Genomic DNA, 18,484 nt, shown 5'->3' with positions numbered 1-18,484 from the left:
AATTGCAATAGAAACATTTTTTGTGACAACCGTGTCTAATGCTATTATACTGAAAAGTGGGAGTATAACACAAATGGGGGAACAACAATGAGCGAAATTTTATTTATTAATGGAAAAGTTCGTTTTCCAATCACTATCGATCCAACGGTTTGGATCTTTGATGATCGAAAAGTAGATTTGACAACTTACTTTGATGAAACAAGAGAAAACACATCAGAACTAGAAGCTTATTTAAAAAACACTTCAGAACATTGGGATCGCGAAATCCGTGATGGTGCTGCGTTTCCACCGATACAACAAAGTGTAAAGAAATATAAAAAAGAACAGCTAATTACTGGAACGTTTGGTATACCATTTCATCCATTTCTTGCTAACGCCGAAATTTCAGATGACGCTACGCAAGTCGAAATTGAAACAGTAGATCAAACAATACTACTTCCATTAGAAACTGTAGAAAATGCTATTCTTGGTTTTTCAAAAGAAGGAAAGCCATTAAAAGAGGATGGGCCTGTTCATCTCTATTTCAATGATGGATCTAATCAACAAAATCCAATCCGCAACATCCGTAAATTTACAATTATTTAAAGAAAAGGAGTGAGCTTAAGCTCACTCCTTTTTACAATAAATCTGCTGCTAGTTGAGCTAAATTAGATCGCTCCCCTTTAACAAACTTCACATGACCACTAATACGTTGCTCTTTAAACTTCTCTACAACATATGTTAAACCGTTATTATACTCATCCAAATACGGATGATCAATTTGCTGGGGATCTCCCATTAATACGATTTTACTTTTTTCTCCTACTCTTGTTAGTATCGTTTTCACTTCATGCTTCGTTAAATTTTGTGCTTCGTCAATTATAATGAACTGATCCGGAATACTTCTCCCACGTATATAGGTAAGAGCTTCCACTTCAATCGAACCCATTCCAGCTAAAATAGCATCTAACTCTCCTGGCTTTTTCGTATTAAATAAATACTCTAGATTATCAAAAATCGGTTGCATCCACGGTCTTAACTTTTCTTCTTTTTCTCCTGGTAAATAGCCGATATCTTTTCCGACTGGAACAATTGGCCTTGCAACTAGTAGTTTTTTATATAGCCCTAAATCTTCAGTTTGCATAAGCCCCGAAGCTAAAGCTAGTAATGTTTTTCCTGTACCAGCTTTCCCTGTTAACGTTACTAGCGGAATATCTTCACGAAGCAACAATTCTAATCCCATAATTTGCTGCACATTTCGTGGTCGTATCCCCCATACTTGTTCATTGTGAAAAATAAGCTTCTTTACCTTCTTACCTAAGTGATCCACAATGCCAAGTGCTGAACTAGATCCCCCTAATGCATCTTTCATCACTACAAACTGATTTGGATAAAAAGGGTGATTTGCAATTTCGGATAAAGGCAATTCACCTTTTTCATAAAAATAATCCAATTGCTCTTTTGATATATACCCTTCTAAAAATCCTGAATATATATTATCTACTTCAATTACACGATCACTTAAATAATCTTCCGCCTTCAAACCAATTGCATCAGCTTTTACCCTTACGAGCACGTCTTTACTTACTAAAATAACAGACTTCCCGTCCTCTTTTTCTTGTTCTTCTAAAGATAAATTTTTTGCTACAGCTAAAATTCGATTATCATTTGTTTTTTCTACAAAAATATCTTGTAGTTGAACAAATGAACGATGATTTAATTCAATACGAAATGTACCGCCGTTTTCTAGCGGAATACTTTCATGCAGCTTTCCTATTTCACGAAATTTGTCTATTAACTTAGATACATAACGAGCATTTCGTCCTACTTCATCCATATAACGTTTTTTCGAATCAACCTCTTCTAATACAACTGCCGGAATCACTACTTCATTGGTTTCAAATGAAAAAATAGATAAAGGATCCTGCAAAAGTACATTCGTATCTAACACATAAATTTTATCCAACCTGTTACCCCCTGACTCCACTTTTAAATTTGTAGAACAAGGGTTTCATCCATAAAATATGGACGAACCATTGTTATAATTATATGTACCGTATAAACGAGGTAGAATCGAAATTCATAGCCATTAAACCTTTTATTTATTTTTTATTCATTTCTATTCAATATATTACTTTTAATTATAATTATTAACATAAAATCACAATAACTGATTTTCTTATTTATCACATTTATAATTCTTTTATTCCTACTAACACTTGGTTATCCAGCTTTTTCGCTGCGCGAATGTCATATGTTTTTTCATACGTTGGCTCAATTGCAAGTTTCGCTCCATAAAACATAACATCACGTACTTCTTGTACATTTACTTCTATTACAGTTAATTTTAGAGGAATGCCTTCCATTCTATCAGTCAAAATTTCACCTGCACCACTTATGGAAAATACGGATTCATTCGCCATTATAGTCAATACCACCCCAGCACTATGCCGTATATTTTCCACAATACGTGAACGTTGATCTACTGCAAATCGAATGCTAGTTTTACTCACTGCATACACCCAAGAAATAGCACTTACGTTAGGAACTTGTTTTTCGAAGTCTGTTGTTGCTACCATAACAATACATTCTTTACGTAACGTTTGTACTAAATCATCTGTTAATGTAGGCTCTACTACATTCGCCATATTTCCACCTCCAAATATACTTAATATATCCTTATCATAACCTATTTTTCGAATTGCGAAAATATTATTTTTTCCCGCTATTATTCAAAAACATTATACTTCCATGATATACTTGTACTGATAGAATCCGTATTGAGGTGACGAAATGAGAGTCAAATGTATGATTTGTGATAAAAAAGATATGTTAGATGATGAAAATCCTATGGCAAAAAAACTGCGTAACCGCCCTATTCATACATATATGTGCATGGAATGTTCGGAACGAATTGCAGAACGTACGGTGGAACGTCATGCAAGTGGTAATTTCCGATTATATCGTGATAAAAAAGTCGAAGACGATTGGTAAAATATAAATAAGTCCTTAATCATATAGATAAGGACTTATTTATATTTTTCAGGTTCACGATTCATTTGATCCAAAAAGCAATCAATAGCTTCTAATGGAAACCTGGCAGATTTTTTTTCTCCATTCATTTCATATGTAATCAAATACATTTCTTCGTTCTTTTGAACTTCCACATTTTTTAATTTATGTTCTTCATATATCATATTTTGAAATAACAAATACGTTTCTTTTGCAGCACGATCATCTGGACGTGCTTCAGCAACTGTTTTAATCGTTAACCAATTATATAATGCATCTTGTACTGAACGCATAAAAATTCGCCCCCTCACCCAGCTTTTTGTTGTCTTGCTTGACGTAAACGCAACCTATAAATCCCCAGTACAATTGCCGCTACAACAAGGCCCTCTCCAACAGGTAAAAAAACTGCAAAGAAAGTTAAAACTGTACACCCAATCGCTAACGATATATATATCACTATATTTTTTATTATTGATAGTTTTCTTGCAAAACCTAAATTATACACAAGTGCACTTAATATAATAATGATGCCATACAGTAACCACATCCCTAGTTCTGGATTTTCATCAACTTTACATAATTTCGCAAAAAACGACATTCTTTCTAACATCATTCATCCCCCTTTCTCACAAAAAACAAATTTTATTTATGTACTTAATACAAGAGTAACCTGCAAAAAAAATACTGTCCACAAAAAAGAGTAAATATTCCAAAAATAAATATAATAAAAAAAACAGCTACCCCTCAAAGGTAGCTGTTCTATTATTTTACGCTTCTACAGATTTCTTTTTCTTAGCAGCTCTTTCACGTTCGCTCTTATCAAGAATCTTTTTACGTAAACGAATTGATTCTGGAGTTACTTCACAGAACTCGTCATCGTTTAAGTACTCTAATGACTCTTCTAAAGTCATTAAGCGTGGTTTTTTCATTGTTGAAGTTTGATCTTTCGTCGCAGAACGAATGTTAGTTTGTTGTTTCATTTTCACAACGTTAACTGTTAAGTCGTTCTCACGAGTGTGTTCTCCGACAATCATACCAGCATATACTTCTGTACCTGGTTCAACGAAGATTACACCACGGTCTTCAACTTGCATGATACCATATTGTGATGCTTTTCCTGTTTCAAGTGAAACTAGAACACCTTGGCGACGTCCACCAACTTGTCCAGCGTGTACTGGTTGGTAGCAATCGAATGTATGGTTTAAAATACCGTAACCACGAGTTAATGTTAAGAATTCTGTTGTGTAACCAATTAAACCACGTGCTGGAACCATGAAAGTAAGGCGAACTTGACCGTTTCCGTTATTCACCATATCTAACATTTCACCTTTACGTGCACCCATAGATTCCATAATAGAACCAGTGTATTCTTCAGGTACATCGATTTGCACGCGCTCTACAGGCTCACATCTTACGCCATCAACTTCTTTAATAATTACTTCAGGCTTAGATACTTGTAGTTCATAACCTTCACGACGCATGTTTTCAATTAGGATAGATAAATGTAATTCTCCACGTCCAGATACGATCCACGCATCAGGAGAATCTGTATTATCTACACGTAAACTTACATCTGTTTCTAATTGTGAACGAAGACGCTCTTCAATTTTACGAGATGTAATGAATTTACCTTCACGACCTGCAAATGGGCTGTTATTTACAAGGAATGTCATTTGTAGTGTTGGCTCATCAATACGTAATAATGGTAAAGCCTCTTCATGCTCAACCGGACATACTGTTTCACCTACGTTAATGTCTTCCATACCTGAAACCGCTACTAAATCTCCAGCTTTTGCTTCTTCAATTTCTTGACGTTTTAATCCAATGTAACCAAATAATTTCGTTACACGGAATTGTTTTACAGTTCCGTCAACTTTCATTAATGCAACTTGTTGTCCTACTTTCATTGTACCACGGAATACGCGTCCAACCCCGATACGACCAACATAGTCATTGTAATCAAGAAGTGCTACTTGGAATTGAAGTGGCTCTTCGCTGTTATCAACTGGTGCTGGAATATGTTCAATAATTGTGTCAAACAATGATTTCATATTCTCTTCTTGATTTGCTGGATTTGAATCTAAGCTTGCTGTTCCGTTCATTGCTGATGCAAATACAACTGGGAACTCTAATTGATCTTCATTTGCACCAAGTTCGATGAATAAGTCAACTACTTCATCAACTACTTCATCAGGGCGAGCGAAGTCACGGTCAATTTTGTTTACAACAACGATTGGAGTTAAGTTTTGCTCAAGAGCTTTCTTTAAAACAAATCGTGTTTGTGGCATACAACCTTCATATGCATCAACAACAAGTAGAACACCATCAACCATTTTCATGATACGTTCTACTTCTCCACCGAAGTCAGCGTGACCAGGTGTATCTAAAATGTTAATTCTTTTATCTTCATAGTGAATCGCAGTATTCTTCGCTAAAATTGTAATACCACGTTCTCTTTCTAGATCGTTTGAGTCCATTGCGCGTTCTTCAATATGTTCATTCGCACGGAACGTCCCCGCTTGACGTAATAACTGGTCAACAAGTGTTGTTTTACCATGGTCAACGTGGGCAATAATTGCTATATTTCGTAAATCTTGTCGTTTTTTCAACATGTCCAACTCCTAATGTCTTTTTAATCCTTCTCTATTATAAGAGCGAAGGGGATACAATGGCAATCAAAATAAAATCAAGAATGAAAATATAGTTGTATTCTTACTTTTGTGAAAGTAAAATAAAATTGGAGGGTGAAGAAATGGAACACATTCAATATCGCTTTTTATTAACTGCAATTATCGGTGTTATTTTCTTAATCGGTATCGGCATTATGGTTGCTGAAAATAGTCCCATCGGTATTATTATTTGCATTATCGGCACATTTGTTACAGTTGGATACGGTTTTGTAACAAAAAGAAAAATGCGTAAATCGCAATAACGTCAAAAAGTAAGAAGCGCTTATACAGCCTCTTACTTTTTTTGTTACTCCGCTATAAATCGTAACACCTCTTCATACACCCCTGGTTTTGCAACTAATACGCTGCTCTTCTCTACCATAGAAAGCGGGAATCCAGAAAATGTGGTCACCTTGCCTCCAACTTCCTCTACAATTATCTGCCCCCCACCAAAATCCCATGGTGATAATCTCGGCGTTACATATGCATCTATTCTTCCTGTTGCAACGTATACCATCTCTAACGCTGCACAGCCATATGATCTCGTGCCTCTTGCTTTCTTAACCAGTGCCATCATACTTTCCTTATTAAGCAATGGATTGTCGGTAAGCCATATCGCATTTAAAGCTACAATACCTTGCTCTACAGCTCCTTTTTCCAATAAAGGTATTGGTACTTCATTACAAAATGCTCCAGCTCCCTTTACCGCATGGTATAATTCATCATGAACTGGATCATAAATGAGTCCAACCTTTCCGATACCGTTCTCATAAATTCCAATTGAAATTGCGAAATTTCTTTTTTGATGAACAAAGTTCATCGTGCCATCAATTGGATCAATTAACCAAACAACCCCATCCGAAGAAGTTACCTCATCTCCATAACCTTCTTCTCCTAAAATATTATGGTTCGGGAATGTTTCTTTAATTTTCCCAATTAAAAACTGTTCTATTTCTCGGTCCATATTTGTTACTAAATCAGCTGCATTGGATTTCGTTTCTATAATAAGTGCGTTTTCCATTGATGCCATTAAAAACTCTCCTGCATCTCGAATCCACTGCTTGGCGTGTGCATCGATGTCTTTCCATACTTCTTGCATGTTTAAACACTCCGATCTATACTGTTCACAGAAAAAACGAACCCTTTATAAGGTTCGCACCAACTAATTTTTTATACATATACTATTATTACGCTTCTAAACGAATCATTTCAAGTCTTAACACTTCTAACTTTTGTACACACTCTTCTTTTTTCAGTTTATCATTTTCCATCATCGCATCATATAAAGTTGCTAATTCATAATCTAGCTCCAAACGTAGCACCGGTATTCTCTTTTCAGCATCTGTTCTCTTTAACGCATTAATCACCTGTCTCATATTATTTGCCTCCTCCCAATATTCGTCTGCCCTCGGACTAGAATTGATTTAATTTTCTGATTTTTTGTTTTATACTATACTATGTTGGATAAATCATCTATGCAACAAAATTATATTTTTTTATTTAAATTTTTTTGTGCTGTTTTTTTTATGAATAGTACAAGCTATGCTAAAATAAAAGCAAAATAGGAGTTGGAGGAACAATCATGACACTACAAACATTCAAGTCAACTGATTTTGAGGTCTTTACAGTTGATGGTCTCGAAGAACGAATGAGTGCAATTAAAACGAACATTCATCCTAAACTGGAAGCTTTAGGGGAACAGTTTGCAACGTATTTATCCAAACAAACTGATGAGAACTTTTTTTATCATGTAGCAAAACATGCACGTCGCAAAGTCAATCCACCAAACGATACTTGGGTTGCTTTTTCAACAAATAAACGCGGATATAAAATGCTACCACATTTCCAAATTGGATTATGGGGTACTCATGCCTTCATATACTTTGGTTTAATCTATGAGTGTCCACAAAAAGTGGAGACGGCTCACGCCTTCTTAGAACATTTAAATGATTTAAAAACAAATATTCCAAATGACTTCGTTTGGTCCATTGACCATACTAAACCAAGTGTAAAATTACATAAAACACTTGAAACAGCAGACTTACAAAAGATGATTGAACGTCTAGCTACTGTGAAAAAAGCGGAATTATTAGTTGGTATTCATATATCACCAGAGGAGTTTTCAGCAATGACCAACGAACAATTCCTTGCTAAGATTGAATCTACGATGCAATCACTCCTTCCTTTATATGCACTTTGTAATCGATAGTAGAAAACGGACAATTTATATTGTCCGTTTTTAGTTGTTATCACATTATATCACTTCAGTTTTCATTTTTCAAAATATTTTTTACAATTTCACAAGCTTTTGTTCTTCAGTTTCTTTCGCCCTTTGAATCGCACGGTATATAGAATATCCACTTACTTCTTGAAACTCTTTATCAATTTTCTTCTCTTCTGCTTTGGATGGAACAATCTCTTTAAAACGACGATATAATCCCATTAACTCTTCTCTTATAATTCCTTTTTCGTATGCTTTCTCAATTGCTTCATAAAACTTCACAATTGCAACCATTTCCTCATTTGACCAATCATAATCTAACGGATATTGATATTCCATTTTGCACCTCATTTATCATTTCTTCTTATTTCAATATGCTATCTTAAAGGGATTTTTTCTTCTTCACTATAGCCACTTTGCATTATACACTATTTATTCATTGTGATGGAATTGTCTTCCTCTATAAGGCAATTGGAAATAACTATTTAACATATTCACTGTAAAAACATTTTTTTCTATACATCTATAATTATTGGTGATATAATCCTTTTGTTTTATAGAAAATAAAGTGAACCTACCATCTCAAAAACGCTTTTGTGATTGGCAGAAAAACAAGTCTCATTCTAAAAAAGCACTTAACTTTTTTAGAACAGATTATATAAAACAAACTCTAATAAATATTATGAAAAAGAAGGGGTGTATAGATTGTCCCAATACGAAACACCATTGTTTACCGCTTTAGTTGAGCACAGTAAGCGAAATCCAATTCAATTCCATATTCCTGGTCACAAAAAAGGACAAGGCATGGATCCTACATTTCGCGAATTTATTGGGCATAATGCATTAGCAATTGATTTAATTAATATTGCGCCGCTCGATGATTTACATCATCCAAAAGGTATGATTAAAGAAGCACAAGATTTAGCAGCCGCTGCATTTGGTGCAGATCATACTTTCTTTTCTATTCAAGGTACAAGTGGTGCAATAATGACAATGGTGATGAGCGTTTGCGGTCCTGGTGACAAAATCCTAGTGCCACGAAACGTGCATAAATCAGTAATGTCAGCTATTATTTTCTCAGGTGCAAAACCGATTTTCATGCATCCTGAAATCGATCCAAAACTTGGTATTTCACACGGAATCACAATTCAATCTGTCAAAAGGGCACTTGAAGAGCATTCAGATGCGAAAGGCTTACTTGTTATTAACCCAACATACTTTGGCTTTGCTGCGGACTTAGAACAGATTGTACAATTAGCACATTCTTATGATATCCCTGTATTAGTTGATGAGGCTCATGGTGTTCATATTCATTTTCACGATGAATTGCCGATGTCAGCGATGCAAGCCGGTGCAGATATGGCAGCAACAAGCGTTCACAAACTAGGTGGATCTTTAACGCAAAGTTCTATTCTTAATGTGAAGGAAGGCCTTGTGAATGTAAAACATGTTCAATCTATCATTAGCATGCTTACGACTACATCAACTTCTTACATCTTGTTAGCGTCCCTAGATGTTGCTAGAAAACGTCTTGCTACAGAAGGAACGGCACTCATAGAACAAACAATACAATTAGCGGAACAAGTTCGTGATGCTATTAACGCTATTGAGGATCTTTACTGTCCTGGGAAAGAAATGCTAGGTACAGATGCTACTTTTAACTATGATCCTACAAAGATAATTGTATCTGTAAAAGATTTAGGTATTACAGGCCATCAGGCTGAAGTATGGCTTAGAGAGCAATATAACATTGAAGTAGAACTCTCAGATTTATACAATATACTATGTCTTGTCACTTTTGGGGATACAGAAAGTGAAACAAATACACTTATTGCAGCATTACAAGATTTAGCAGCGACATTTAGAAATAAAGCCGATAAAGGTGTTCAAATACAAGTAGAAATTCCAGAAATACCAGTGCTAGCACTTTCTCCTCGAGATGCTTTTTATTCGGAAACAGAAGTCATCCCGTTTGAAAATGCAGCAGGTCGTATTATAGCTGATTTCGTTATGGTTTATCCGCCAGGGATTCCAATCTTTACTCCGGGGGAAATTATTACACAAGATAACTTAGAGTATATTCGTAAAAACTTAGAAGCGGGTTTACCTGTACAAGGTCCTGAAGATATGACATTACAGACATTACGTGTAATTAAAGAGTACAAGCCTATCAGTTGATAGGCTTTTCTTTCACCCTTTTTCCCTTTTCTCATACGATATTAAGTAATGTAACGTATAGGTGGGGATACGATTATGATTGTAATAGGCCGTTCTATTGTACATCCTTATATCACAAATGAATATGAGCCATTTGCAGCTGAGAAACAACAAATTTTATCGATAATGGCAGGAAATCAAGAAATTTATTCCTTCCGAACATCTGATGAACTCAGCTTTGATCTAAATTTGCGAGTGAACATTATTACTTCTGCATTAGAACTTTTTCAAAGTGGATTTCAGTTTCGCACATTTCAACAATCCTTTTGCAACCCCCAGTATTGGAAAAGAACGTCACTTGGAGGATTTGAGCTCCTACCAAACATACCCCCTTCCATTGCCATTCAAGATATTTTCAAAAACGGAAAACTATATGGAACTGAATGCGCCACCGCAATGATCATTATTTTTTACAAAGCTTTACTAACATTATATGAGGAAGAAACTTTCAACCGTCTCTTTGCAAACCTTTTACTTTATACATGGGACTACGATCAAGATTTAAAGCTCATAACAAAAACGGGTGGCGATCTTGTTCCAGGTGATCTCGTTTATTTTAAAAATCCACAAGTGAATCCAGCTACGATCGAGTGGCAAGGAGAAAATACAATCTATCTAGGAAATTTCTTTTTTTACGGACATGGCGTAGGTGTAAAAACAAAAGAGGAAATTATATACTCATTAAATGAACGACGAGTCCCTTACGCTTTTATTTCAGCTTTCTTGACCGATACGATTACCCGTATTGATAGCCGTCTGATGAGCCACTACGCCTCTCCTAGCACTCCACAGACATCGATAGGATTTATTCCGATTAGAGATGATGCAATCGTTGCAACAGTTGGCCATACGACTACAATTTATTAAAAAAGCGCCTACATATATATGTAGGCGCTTCTTCTTATTTAAGCTTTTGTATGTTCTTTATGGTCACATTCGCAATGAGATCCACATTTTCCGTATAGTACTGTTGATTTTTCATCTTCAAAATGTCCAATTGTTCCTTCACATACTTGGCATACGATTGTTCCCATTTTTCATTTCCCCCTGAGTTTTAATACTAATCTACTTATTTATAATTAAGCTTTCGCCTTGTCTCTATTAGCACAGTCACAATTTGTACCACATTTTCCGTAAAGCACTGTCGTTTTTTCATCTTCAAAATGTCCGATTGTTCCTTCACATACTTGGCATACGATTGTTCCCATTTTTCATTTCCCCCTAAGTTTATGGTCCTAAAAACTTTTAGCTGTCCATTTCCTATCAATTATTGGGCTTTTGTATGCTCTGTGTGATCACATCCGCAAGATCCACATTTCCCGTAAAGTACCGTTACTTTTTCATCCTCGAAGTGTGCAATTGTACCTTCACAATCTTGACATACGATCGTTCCCATTTTTCATTTCCCCCTAAGTTTATAATCCCAAAAACTTTTGTAACCGCTTAACTTTCTGTCTTTATTTTAATATGTTATACTTTTTACGTCAATAGGTTTTTAGTATAACACATTAAATATTTTTAATTTAAATTAGTATGCGATATTAAAACAAAAAAACAGCCATATTTATACGTACGACTGTTTTACATTAATTATTCTTCATACTCCGCATGCAAAGAAGTAGATGGGACTAAAAATTTAAAAAACTGAGCTAGCTCTACTGCTTCTTCTTCTGATCCTAATTTAAAAACTTCCTGTATATGTTGCACATTCTCTACATCATCTCTTCCAAGTAAAGTAGACCTTCCTGTTTGCATGCAAACAATGAGCGGCTTTCCAAAAAACATATTTGTATAAATAACACCAAAATCATAACGAGTATCATGTGTCATAAACCCCAAAAATCGTACCTTCACACTTTCATGCTCATCATACAATTTTTCAAACATCGTTTTCCACCTTTCTACATCACCTTTCATTAAGTATATTAAACAAAAAAAGGAATACTCCTTTTAATTGTCAAAAAATTCAGTAGGATGTAAGATAATAGTATTCTACTAAGTTAGGAGGAACTTATATGCAACATGCCTTTATTACGCTTGTACCTAAATCCAATCAACAAGCTGTTTCAACAGATGATATAAAACAACTTTTTCAGTACTATAAAACAGTTACTTCCAAAACTGGTGTTCAAATTAATTACGCTTATACGAATACCGCTTTCCCTTACGAAATTTTAGATACATCAGCAACAACATTAAAACTACAATCTACTCACGATCGATATGACTCCATTTATGTTGGTGTTGGTATAGAAAAGGAACAATCTTTTATTCAGATTTCTTTACCACCTAATGCAACATTCGGTGATAAAGGAAAAGCAAATGAATTTTGCCGTTTTCTAGCGAAGAAATTAGAAGGAGAATTACAACTATTTAATGGAAGAACAATGTATTTCTATAAACGTTAATTTAAAAACAAAAATAAATGATTAGAAAGATCATACTATTTGTGCAAGTAAGAAGCATCGCTTTTCTCCTTGCACTTAGTATGACATACGCTATTACGTACGCTAAGTACAAAAATATAAGAAAAAGAAAAATTTTATAATGAAGTTTATCACGACTTGACAGTAATAACACTGCTGAAAATCCACTCCATAAAACTAGATGAAAAAATGAAGCTAGCGTAATTTTCATAGCGTTACCTCCTTCTTCTTCCTATTATATGCTTCAGCTCTTCCCTCTTAACATTTTGAAAGTAGACTTTCCTAAAATCTACCTAATTAATCGTTGGATTTTTTCTTTTATAAATTCTCCAACTATTCAAATACGAATCTCACTCATTTTTAACAATAAATTCTCTTCTATCTCCTATAAGATAGATTATTCATTTATCGCATGGTATACTCCTTAAAGAGAAAAGATAGAAAGGAATTAATGATACATGGTATTTAGCAATTTGTTTTTCTTATGCCTTTTTTTACCTGCAATTCTTTTCGTGTACTACTCAGTACGGAAAGAATTGCAAAACATAGTTCTTCTATTATTTAGTTTATTATTTTATGCTTGGGGAGAACCAATATATGTCTTCCTAATGCTTTTTTCTATTTTCATAAACTATTGGTTTGGAATATGGCTTAATAAAGACCGACTGTCTAGTGCAAATAGAAAAGTTATTCTAACTATAGCAATCGTTGTCAATACTGCTATACTCGGATATTTTAAATACGCTAATTTCTTAGTAGATAATATAAATGGAATTTTCCATACAAACATTGTACTAGAAAAAATCCCATTACCAATTGGGATTTCATTTTTCACTTTCCATGCAATGAGTTATATTATTGACATTTATAAGAAAAAAGTAGAAGCTCAGCGAAATCTATTTGATCTCGCACTATACTTTACTATTTTCCCACAATTAGTAGCAGGACCAATTGTTCGATATAATACAATCGCTTATCAATTACATGTTAGAACAGTTACTGCTGATAAGTTTTCAGAAGGAATTCGTCGTTTTATCATTGGATTAGGAAAGAAGGTTTTAATTGCGAATCAATTAGGAGCTATTGCCGATGAAATATTTGCGATGGATCCAGCAACAATGAGCGTATCTACCGCTTGGATTGGTGCGATCGCTTACACATTACAAATTTATTTCGATTTTTCAGGTTACAGTGATATGGCAATTGGATTAGGAAAAATGTTTGGATTTGATTTCTTAGAAAATTTCAATTACCCATATATCTCCAAGTCCATCTCTGAATTTTGGCGTCGTTGGCACATTTCACTTGGTTCTTGGTTCCGTGATTATGTGTATATTCCATTAGGTGGGAATCGCGTATCCACTTGGAAAATCTATCGTAATCTCTTCATTGTATGGGCATTAACCGGATTTTGGCATGGAGCTAGTTGGACATTTATGATTTGGGGTATTTATTACGGATGTTTAATTGCTTTAGAAAAGGCTGGTTTCGAGAAATTATTACAAAAATTATGGTGGCCGATTCAACACGTATACGTTATGTTTTTAGTGATTATTGGTTGGGTGTTCTTCCGCGCTGATAATTTTAGCTACTGTTCTAAATTTTTACAAGCAATGTTCGGATTAAATGGATCGTTGACTGACATTACGAGTTATTTCTATGTGATGAATTATTGGGGAATCTTTATACTTGCTATTATTACATCAGCTCCAATTTTCTCTTGGATCAAGAATCAATTAGCAAATAAAAAGGTAGTCATTTTATCTCCACTTTATTACTTGAGTGTCTTAATCATAACTATGATGTATTTAACGAATGCAACTTACAATCCATTTATTTACTTCCGCTTCTAAAGGAGGGCTAACTATGAAAAATTTCACTAATCGTATATTAATTACAGGATTTCTCACGATTATTTTTGGCATGTGTATATGGACCGGAAAAATAATATATTGGGACAAAAAAAGTTTTTCTGATTTTGAAAATAGAGAATTAGCTTTGAATCCAGTCCTAACTATTGATACTATAAAATCCGGAAAATATTTCAAAGATACTGAATTACACTTTACAGATCACATTGCAGCACGAGACAGATTTATTGAAACATACACAAAGTTACAAATGAAATTCAATCGAACTTTCGTAAATAACAATTATGTTGCAGATGACGGGTTTATTTTATCTGCACCTACCAAAATAGATATGCGTAATCAAATTAAACAATCTGTTAACGAATTAGAAAACTTACAAACTCAATTTCCAAAAACAGAATTTTATTTCTTGTTAGCTCCAAGTAAACTAACGGCATTTTCGTATAAATACCCGCCATATGTAGATCGTGGGTACGATCAAAAGCATCGAGATTATTTTGTACAAGAGTTACAGAAAATAAATTTCCCTGTTATTGATGTTCTTCCTGCTTTTCAAAAAGAATTTACTCATGAACAATTAGAAGAGCTATACTTTAAAACTGATCACCATTGGAATATGAAAGGTGCATTTTATGCATACGAGCAAACAATGAAGCACATTGCTAATGAATCTAAAACATTTAAAGGTAATGCTGTTAATCGAGATGATTATAAAATAACTATAGAAAAACCGAATGGACAATTTATCGGTAGTTGGAATAAACAACTGTATAATTTAATAGAAACACCTGAAACAATCCCATATGTACAATTAAAGCAAAACCCAAATATGTGGGATAATTACACTGTATATCTCGGTCCAAAATCAGAAGAATCGATGAAAATGCCGATGAAGGAATTCTTTGCAGTGGACAAAAATAAGCTTTCACCAGACTATAGTTCCGTTTATCAAACAGACTATGCACAGATAAATATCATAAATCCAGATGCAAAAACCAAACTACATGCTGCCATTATTAAAGATTCTTATGCAGATGCAACTTATCCTTTATTTGCACAAGAGTTTGAACAAACAACATTTATTGATCCACGATTTGCGGCAAGCAAAAATGTAAAACAAGAACTCGAAAAACTAAATGCTGATATCGTGTTATTCCTTTATAATGACACTAGTACAAATAAAGAAATGTATCAATTTGAAAATAAAGAATAAAAACAAGAGGTGAATCAACAAAATTCACCTCTTGTTTTTCTATGCATATAACGCATAAAAAAAAACGTCTTCTAAATTTAGAAGACGTTTTTTTATAATTATTTTACAATGTGAATTGGCATTCCAAGAGCAACTTCAGCTGCTTCCATTGTGATCTCACCTAATGTTGGGTGAGCGTGGATTGTTTGAGCGATATCTTCTGCAGTCATTCCTGCTTCGATAGCTAAACCAATCTCAGAGATAATATCAGAAGCGCCTGCACCTGCAACTTGAGCACCTACAAGAAGACCGTCTTCTTTACGTGTTACAAGTTGTAGGAAACCGTCAGTGCTGTTTAATGATAACGCACGACCGTTAGCAGCGAATGGGAACTTAGATACAGCTACTGTCATTCCTGCTTCTTCTGCTTGTTTCTTAGTGTAACCAACAGATGCTAATTCTGGATCAGTGAAGCATACTGCAGGAATTCCGATGTAATCGATTGCTGATGCATGGCCACTAATTGCTTCAACAGCTACTTTACCTTCGTAAGAAGCTTTGTGAGCTAATGGTGGTCCAGGAACGATATCACCGATTGCATAGATGTTTGATACGTTTGTACGACATTGCTCATCGATTTCGATGATGCCGCGGTCAGTCATTTTAACTCCAACTTGCTCAAGACCGATTTCTTGAGTGTTTGGACGACGACCTACAGTTACTAATACGTAATCTGCTTCTACAGTTTGGATTTCACCTTTAACTTCAAAGCTAACTTTTACGCCAGTTTCTGTTTCTTCAACGCCTTTAGCCATAGCTTTTGTATGGATATTAACGTTACCTTTCTTTTGAAGAGCACGTTTAACAACAGAGCTCATAGCTTTTTCGAAACCAGCTAAGATTTCGTCGCCAGCTTCTACTACAGTAACTTCTGTACCGAAGTTAGCATATGCAGTTCCTAATTCCATACCGATGTAACCGCCGCCGATTACAACAAGTTTTTTAGGAATTTCAGGTAAGCTTAAAGCGCCTGTAGAGTTGATAACACGTTTAGAGTATTTGAATCCTGGAATTTCGATTGGTGTAGAACCAGTTGCAAGAACAGCATTTTTAAACGTATACGTTTGAGCTGCATCTTCAGTCATTACGCGTAATGTGTTAGCATCTACGAAGTAAGCTTCACCACGAATGATTTCAACTTTGTTACCTTTAAGAAGGCCTTCAACACCGCCAGTTAATTTCTTAACTACGCCGTTTTTCCATTCTTGAACTTTTGTAAAGTCAACTTTTACGTTCTCTGCAGTGATACCCATGTCATCAGAATGCATTGCATTCTCATAACGATGACCTGCATTGATTAACGCTTTTGAAGGAATACATCCAACGTTTAAGCATACGCCACCAAGGTTAGCTTTTTCAATGATTGCTACCTTTTGACCTAATTGTGCTGCACGAATTGCCGCAACGTATCCACCAGGACCTGCACCAACAACGACTGTATCTAATTCAATTGGGAAATCTCCTACTACCATTGTTATTACGCCTCCATTACTAATAATTGTGGGTCATTCAATAGACGTTTAATTTGGTTTAATGCTTTTTGAGCAGTTGCGCCGTCAATTAAACGATGGTCAAAGCTTAGAGATAAAGCTAATACTGGAGCTGCAACGATTTCACCGTTTTTCACAACTGGCTTCTCAGCGATACGGCCGATACCAAGGATTGCTACTTCTGGGTGGTTGATAACTGGAGTGAACCATTGTCCACCTGCAGAACCAATGTTTGTAATTGTGCAAGAAGCACCTTTCATTTCAGCCGGAGCTAAACGACCTTCACGTGCTTTACCAGCAAGATCATTGATCTCGTTAGAAATAGTGAAGATTGATTTACGATCTGTATCTTTAACAACTGGTACTAATAGACCTTTGTCTGTATCAGCTGCGATACCGATGTTGAAGTAATGTTTATGAACGATTTCTTGAGAAGCATCGTCTAAAGCAGTATTCAACATTGGGAATTCACGTAATGCAGATGTTAAAGCTTTAACAACGTATGGAAGGTAAGTTAATTTAATACCTTTGTCAGCTGCAACAGCTTTGAACTTCTTACGGTGAGCAACAAGCTCAGTTACATCAACTTCATCCATTAATGTTACGTGAGGAGCTGTGTGCTTAGAGTTAACCATTGCTTTTGCAATCGCTTTACGGATACCACTCATTTTCTCACGAGTTTCTGGATATTCACCAGCTGGGATTGGTTGTGCTTTTGGTGCTGCTTCTTCTTTCGCTGCTGCTGGAGTAGCTTCTACTGCTGCTGGAGCCTCAGTTGCTGCTACTGCTTGTCCACCATTTGCAAATGCATCGATGTCAGCTTTAACGATACGGCCGTTCTTACCAGAACCAGCTACTTTATGAATGTCTACGCCGTTTTCACGAGCATATTTACGAACAGATGGCATAGCGATTACGCGCTCATTTACTACTTCTGCAGTTGCTGCTGGAGTAGCTTCCGCTGCTGGAGCTTCTACTGCTGCTTCTTCAGCTTTTGGAGCTTCGTCATGATCGTCACCTTTAAATTTAAGGTTTTCGTATCCAGGAGCATCAAATTTAATTAATGTATCTCCTACAATTGCAACTGTTCCTTCTTCTACAAGTACTTCAAGTACTTTACCTTTAACAGGAGAAGGGATTTCTACTACTGCTTTATCATTTTGTACTTCAAGAAGTACATCGTCTTCGTTTACTTCATCGCCTGGTTTAATAAACCATTTTACGATTTCACCTTCGTGGATACCTTCACCGATATCTGGTAGTTTAAATTCAAATGCCACGGAATTCAGCCCCCTGATTCATTTCATTATTATGGAATATGTACAAAAGAAACCAGCATGTGCTGAT

At 35.3% G+C, this 18,484-nt stretch carries 24 protein-coding genes; 9 read left to right on the top strand and 15 right to left on the bottom strand.

Annotation, left to right across the window (positions count from 1 at the left end; translation table 11 throughout):
* The first annotated feature begins 87 nt into the window (after positions 1–87).
* Complete coding sequence (locus KVT31_RS03745) at positions 88–585, top strand: molybdopterin-binding protein (RefSeq protein WP_088097557.1); 498 nt, start codon at positions 88–90, stop codon at positions 583–585.
* Positions 586–616: 31 nt separating this feature from the next.
* Here the strand turns inward: KVT31_RS03745 and KVT31_RS03740 are convergent, their stop codons facing one another.
* Positions 617–1,945 (bottom strand): PhoH family protein, encoded by a 1,329-nt coding sequence (locus tag KVT31_RS03740; protein ID WP_000358079.1) that lies wholly within the window; start codon positions 1,943–1,945, stop codon positions 617–619.
* 226 nt (positions 1,946–2,171) lie between these two features.
* Positions 2,172–2,627 (bottom strand): pyridoxamine 5'-phosphate oxidase family protein, encoded by a 456-nt coding sequence (locus KVT31_RS03735; protein WP_088097558.1) that lies wholly within the window; start codon positions 2,625–2,627, stop codon positions 2,172–2,174.
* A gap of 145 nt (positions 2,628–2,772) precedes the next feature.
* Here KVT31_RS03735 and KVT31_RS03730 point away from each other — a divergent pair, with 145 nt between their 5' ends.
* Positions 2,773–2,973 carry a YlaI family protein gene (locus KVT31_RS03730; protein ID WP_088097559.1) on the top strand — a complete coding sequence of 67 codons (201 nt, stop codon included), beginning with the start codon at positions 2,773–2,775 and terminating at the stop codon, positions 2,971–2,973.
* A 35-nt stretch (positions 2,974–3,008) separates the two neighbouring features.
* Here KVT31_RS03730 and KVT31_RS03725 read toward each other — a convergent pair whose 3' ends face one another.
* The 3 genes from KVT31_RS03725 to typA all read right to left on the bottom strand — a co-directional run bounded on the left by KVT31_RS03725 (position 3,009) and on the right by typA (position 5,603).
* Positions 3,009–3,284 (bottom strand): hypothetical protein, encoded by a 276-nt coding sequence (locus tag KVT31_RS03725; RefSeq protein ID WP_088097560.1) that lies wholly within the window; start codon positions 3,282–3,284, stop codon positions 3,009–3,011.
* A gap of 14 nt (positions 3,285–3,298) precedes the next feature.
* Entirely contained in the window at positions 3,299–3,601 is a 303-nt protein-coding gene (locus KVT31_RS03720) for a YlaH-like family protein (RefSeq protein WP_000893656.1), read from the bottom strand.
* A gap of 157 nt (positions 3,602–3,758) precedes the next feature.
* Entirely contained in the window at positions 3,759–5,603 is a 1,845-nt protein-coding gene (gene typA, locus KVT31_RS03715; protein WP_000914755.1) for a translational GTPase TypA, read from the bottom strand.
* 140 nt (positions 5,604–5,743) lie between these two features.
* Between typA and KVT31_RS03710 the strand changes: the two genes are divergently transcribed.
* On the top strand, positions 5,744–5,923 hold the full coding sequence (locus tag KVT31_RS03710; protein WP_000400129.1) for a DUF5325 family protein: 180 nt from the start codon (positions 5,744–5,746) through the stop codon (positions 5,921–5,923).
* A 44-nt stretch (positions 5,924–5,967) separates the two neighbouring features.
* Here the strand turns inward: KVT31_RS03710 and KVT31_RS03705 are convergent, their stop codons facing one another.
* A complete protein-coding gene (locus KVT31_RS03705) occupies positions 5,968–6,759 on the bottom strand; it encodes an inositol monophosphatase family protein (RefSeq protein ID WP_088097562.1) in 792 nt (263 codons plus the stop codon).
* A gap of 88 nt (positions 6,760–6,847) precedes the next feature.
* Entirely contained in the window at positions 6,848–7,036 is a 189-nt protein-coding gene (locus tag KVT31_RS03700) for a hypothetical protein (RefSeq protein WP_001250166.1), read from the bottom strand.
* 206 nt (positions 7,037–7,242) lie between these two features.
* On the opposite strand from KVT31_RS03700, the gene KVT31_RS03695 reads away from it, so the two are divergent.
* Positions 7,243–7,869 carry a YktB family protein gene (locus KVT31_RS03695; RefSeq protein WP_088097563.1) on the top strand — a complete coding sequence of 209 codons (627 nt, stop codon included), beginning with the start codon at positions 7,243–7,245 and terminating at the stop codon, positions 7,867–7,869.
* A gap of 81 nt (positions 7,870–7,950) precedes the next feature.
* Here the strand turns inward: KVT31_RS03695 and KVT31_RS03690 are convergent, their stop codons facing one another.
* A complete protein-coding gene (locus KVT31_RS03690; protein WP_088097564.1) occupies positions 7,951–8,220 on the bottom strand; it encodes a UPF0223 family protein in 270 nt (89 codons plus the stop codon).
* A 366-nt stretch (positions 8,221–8,586) separates the two neighbouring features.
* Between KVT31_RS03690 and speA the strand changes: the two genes are divergently transcribed.
* Positions 8,587–10,059, top strand: a complete 1,473-nt coding sequence (gene speA / locus KVT31_RS03685) for an arginine decarboxylase (RefSeq protein ID WP_140392535.1) — start codon at positions 8,587–8,589, stop codon at positions 10,057–10,059.
* A 75-nt stretch (positions 10,060–10,134) separates the two neighbouring features.
* A complete protein-coding gene (locus tag KVT31_RS03680) occupies positions 10,135–10,965 on the top strand; it encodes a protein-glutamine gamma-glutamyltransferase (protein ID WP_088097566.1) in 831 nt (276 codons plus the stop codon).
* 38 nt (positions 10,966–11,003) lie between these two features.
* Here the strand turns inward: KVT31_RS03680 and KVT31_RS03675 are convergent, their stop codons facing one another.
* From KVT31_RS03675 to KVT31_RS03660, 4 genes are all read right to left on the bottom strand, one after another.
* Positions 11,004–11,132, bottom strand: coding sequence for a GapA-binding peptide SR1P (locus KVT31_RS03675; RefSeq protein ID WP_000536796.1), 129 nt, complete (start codon positions 11,130–11,132; stop codon positions 11,004–11,006).
* 45 nt (positions 11,133–11,177) lie between these two features.
* Positions 11,178–11,306, bottom strand: a complete 129-nt coding sequence (locus KVT31_RS03670) for a GapA-binding peptide SR1P (RefSeq protein WP_000536801.1) — start codon at positions 11,304–11,306, stop codon at positions 11,178–11,180.
* A gap of 59 nt (positions 11,307–11,365) precedes the next feature.
* Complete coding sequence (locus KVT31_RS03665) at positions 11,366–11,494, bottom strand: GapA-binding peptide SR1P (protein ID WP_000536778.1); 129 nt, start codon at positions 11,492–11,494, stop codon at positions 11,366–11,368.
* A gap of 194 nt (positions 11,495–11,688) precedes the next feature.
* Entirely contained in the window at positions 11,689–11,985 is a 297-nt protein-coding gene (locus tag KVT31_RS03660) for a DUF3055 domain-containing protein (protein ID WP_088098183.1), read from the bottom strand.
* A 128-nt stretch (positions 11,986–12,113) separates the two neighbouring features.
* Here KVT31_RS03660 and KVT31_RS03655 point away from each other — a divergent pair, with 128 nt between their 5' ends.
* Complete coding sequence (locus KVT31_RS03655) at positions 12,114–12,506, top strand: DUF1885 family protein (protein WP_061678276.1); 393 nt, start codon at positions 12,114–12,116, stop codon at positions 12,504–12,506.
* Position 12,507: 1 nt separating this feature from the next.
* Here KVT31_RS03655 and KVT31_RS03650 read toward each other — a convergent pair whose 3' ends face one another.
* A complete protein-coding gene (locus KVT31_RS03650; protein ID WP_000705129.1) occupies positions 12,508–12,735 on the bottom strand; it encodes a hypothetical protein in 228 nt (75 codons plus the stop codon).
* A gap of 247 nt (positions 12,736–12,982) precedes the next feature.
* On the opposite strand from KVT31_RS03650, the gene KVT31_RS03645 reads away from it, so the two are divergent.
* Positions 12,983–14,377, top strand: coding sequence for an MBOAT family O-acyltransferase (locus tag KVT31_RS03645; RefSeq protein WP_088097567.1), 1,395 nt, complete (start codon positions 12,983–12,985; stop codon positions 14,375–14,377).
* 13 nt (positions 14,378–14,390) lie between these two features.
* Entirely contained in the window at positions 14,391–15,608 is a 1,218-nt protein-coding gene (locus KVT31_RS03640) for a DHHW family protein (protein WP_088097568.1), read from the top strand.
* 98 nt (positions 15,609–15,706) lie between these two features.
* Here the strand turns inward: KVT31_RS03640 and lpdA are convergent, their stop codons facing one another.
* Both lpdA and pdhC read right to left on the bottom strand, forming a co-directional pair.
* A complete protein-coding gene (gene lpdA / locus KVT31_RS03635; RefSeq protein WP_000260106.1) occupies positions 15,707–17,119 on the bottom strand; it encodes a dihydrolipoyl dehydrogenase in 1,413 nt (470 codons plus the stop codon).
* Positions 17,120–17,124: 5 nt separating this feature from the next.
* Positions 17,125–18,417 (bottom strand): pyruvate dehydrogenase complex dihydrolipoyllysine-residue acetyltransferase, encoded by a 1,293-nt coding sequence (gene pdhC, locus KVT31_RS03630; protein ID WP_063260465.1) that lies wholly within the window; start codon positions 18,415–18,417, stop codon positions 17,125–17,127.
* Between the last annotated feature and the right edge of the window lie 67 nt (positions 18,418–18,484).

Origin of the sequence: Bacillus sp. GbtcB14, assembly GCF_019091205.1 — a bacterium.
Lineage (GTDB): Bacteria > Bacillota > Bacilli > Bacillales > Bacillaceae_G > Bacillus_A > Bacillus_A cereus_AG.
This window is presented reverse-complemented; position numbering and strand designations above follow the sequence as displayed.

Excerpts from the sequence above, each read along its gene's own strand:
- KVT31_RS03670 (WP_000536801.1), bottom strand. The coding sequence starts at position 11,306 with ATGGGAACAATCGTATGCCAAGTATGTGAAGGAACAATCGGACATTTT.
- KVT31_RS03730 (WP_088097559.1), top strand. The coding sequence starts at position 2,773 with ATGAGAGTCAAATGTATGATTTGTGATAAAAAAGATATGTTAGATGAT.
- KVT31_RS03725 (WP_088097560.1), bottom strand. The coding sequence starts at position 3,284 with ATGCGTTCAGTACAAGATGCATTATATAATTGGTTAACGATTAAAACA.
- KVT31_RS03745 (WP_088097557.1), top strand. The coding sequence starts at position 88 with ATGAGCGAAATTTTATTTATTAATGGAAAAGTTCGTTTTCCAATCACT.
- KVT31_RS03645 (WP_088097567.1), top strand. The coding sequence starts at position 12,983 with ATGGTATTTAGCAATTTGTTTTTCTTATGCCTTTTTTTACCTGCAATT.
- KVT31_RS03710 (WP_000400129.1), top strand. The coding sequence starts at position 5,744 with ATGGAACACATTCAATATCGCTTTTTATTAACTGCAATTATCGGTGTT.
- KVT31_RS03640 (WP_088097568.1), top strand. The coding sequence starts at position 14,391 with ATGAAAAATTTCACTAATCGTATATTAATTACAGGATTTCTCACGATT.
- KVT31_RS03720 (WP_000893656.1), bottom strand. The coding sequence starts at position 3,601 with ATGTTAGAAAGAATGTCGTTTTTTGCGAAATTATGTAAAGTTGATGAA.
- KVT31_RS03695 (WP_088097563.1), top strand. The coding sequence starts at position 7,243 with ATGACACTACAAACATTCAAGTCAACTGATTTTGAGGTCTTTACAGTT.
- KVT31_RS03700 (WP_001250166.1), bottom strand. The coding sequence starts at position 7,036 with ATGAGACAGGTGATTAATGCGTTAAAGAGAACAGATGCTGAAAAGAGA.
- KVT31_RS03660 (WP_088098183.1), bottom strand. The coding sequence starts at position 11,985 with ATGTTTGAAAAATTGTATGATGAGCATGAAAGTGTGAAGGTACGATTT.
- KVT31_RS03650 (WP_000705129.1), bottom strand. The coding sequence starts at position 12,735 with ATGAAAATTACGCTAGCTTCATTTTTTCATCTAGTTTTATGGAGTGGA.
- KVT31_RS03655 (WP_061678276.1), top strand. The coding sequence starts at position 12,114 with ATGCAACATGCCTTTATTACGCTTGTACCTAAATCCAATCAACAAGCT.
- KVT31_RS03705 (WP_088097562.1), bottom strand. The coding sequence starts at position 6,759 with ATGCAAGAAGTATGGAAAGACATCGATGCACACGCCAAGCAGTGGATT.
- KVT31_RS03675 (WP_000536796.1), bottom strand. The coding sequence starts at position 11,132 with ATGGGAACAATCGTATGCCAAGTATGTGAAGGAACAATTGGACATTTT.
- KVT31_RS03680 (WP_088097566.1), top strand. The coding sequence starts at position 10,135 with ATGATTGTAATAGGCCGTTCTATTGTACATCCTTATATCACAAATGAA.
- lpdA (WP_000260106.1), bottom strand. The coding sequence starts at position 17,119 with ATGGTAGTAGGAGATTTCCCAATTGAATTAGATACAGTCGTTGTTGGT.
- KVT31_RS03735 (WP_088097558.1), bottom strand. The coding sequence starts at position 2,627 with ATGGCGAATGTAGTAGAGCCTACATTAACAGATGATTTAGTACAAACG.
- KVT31_RS03665 (WP_000536778.1), bottom strand. The coding sequence starts at position 11,494 with ATGGGAACGATCGTATGTCAAGATTGTGAAGGTACAATTGCACACTTC.
- typA (WP_000914755.1), bottom strand. The coding sequence starts at position 5,603 with ATGTTGAAAAAACGACAAGATTTACGAAATATAGCAATTATTGCCCAC.
- KVT31_RS03690 (WP_088097564.1), bottom strand. The coding sequence starts at position 8,220 with ATGGAATATCAATATCCGTTAGATTATGATTGGTCAAATGAGGAAATG.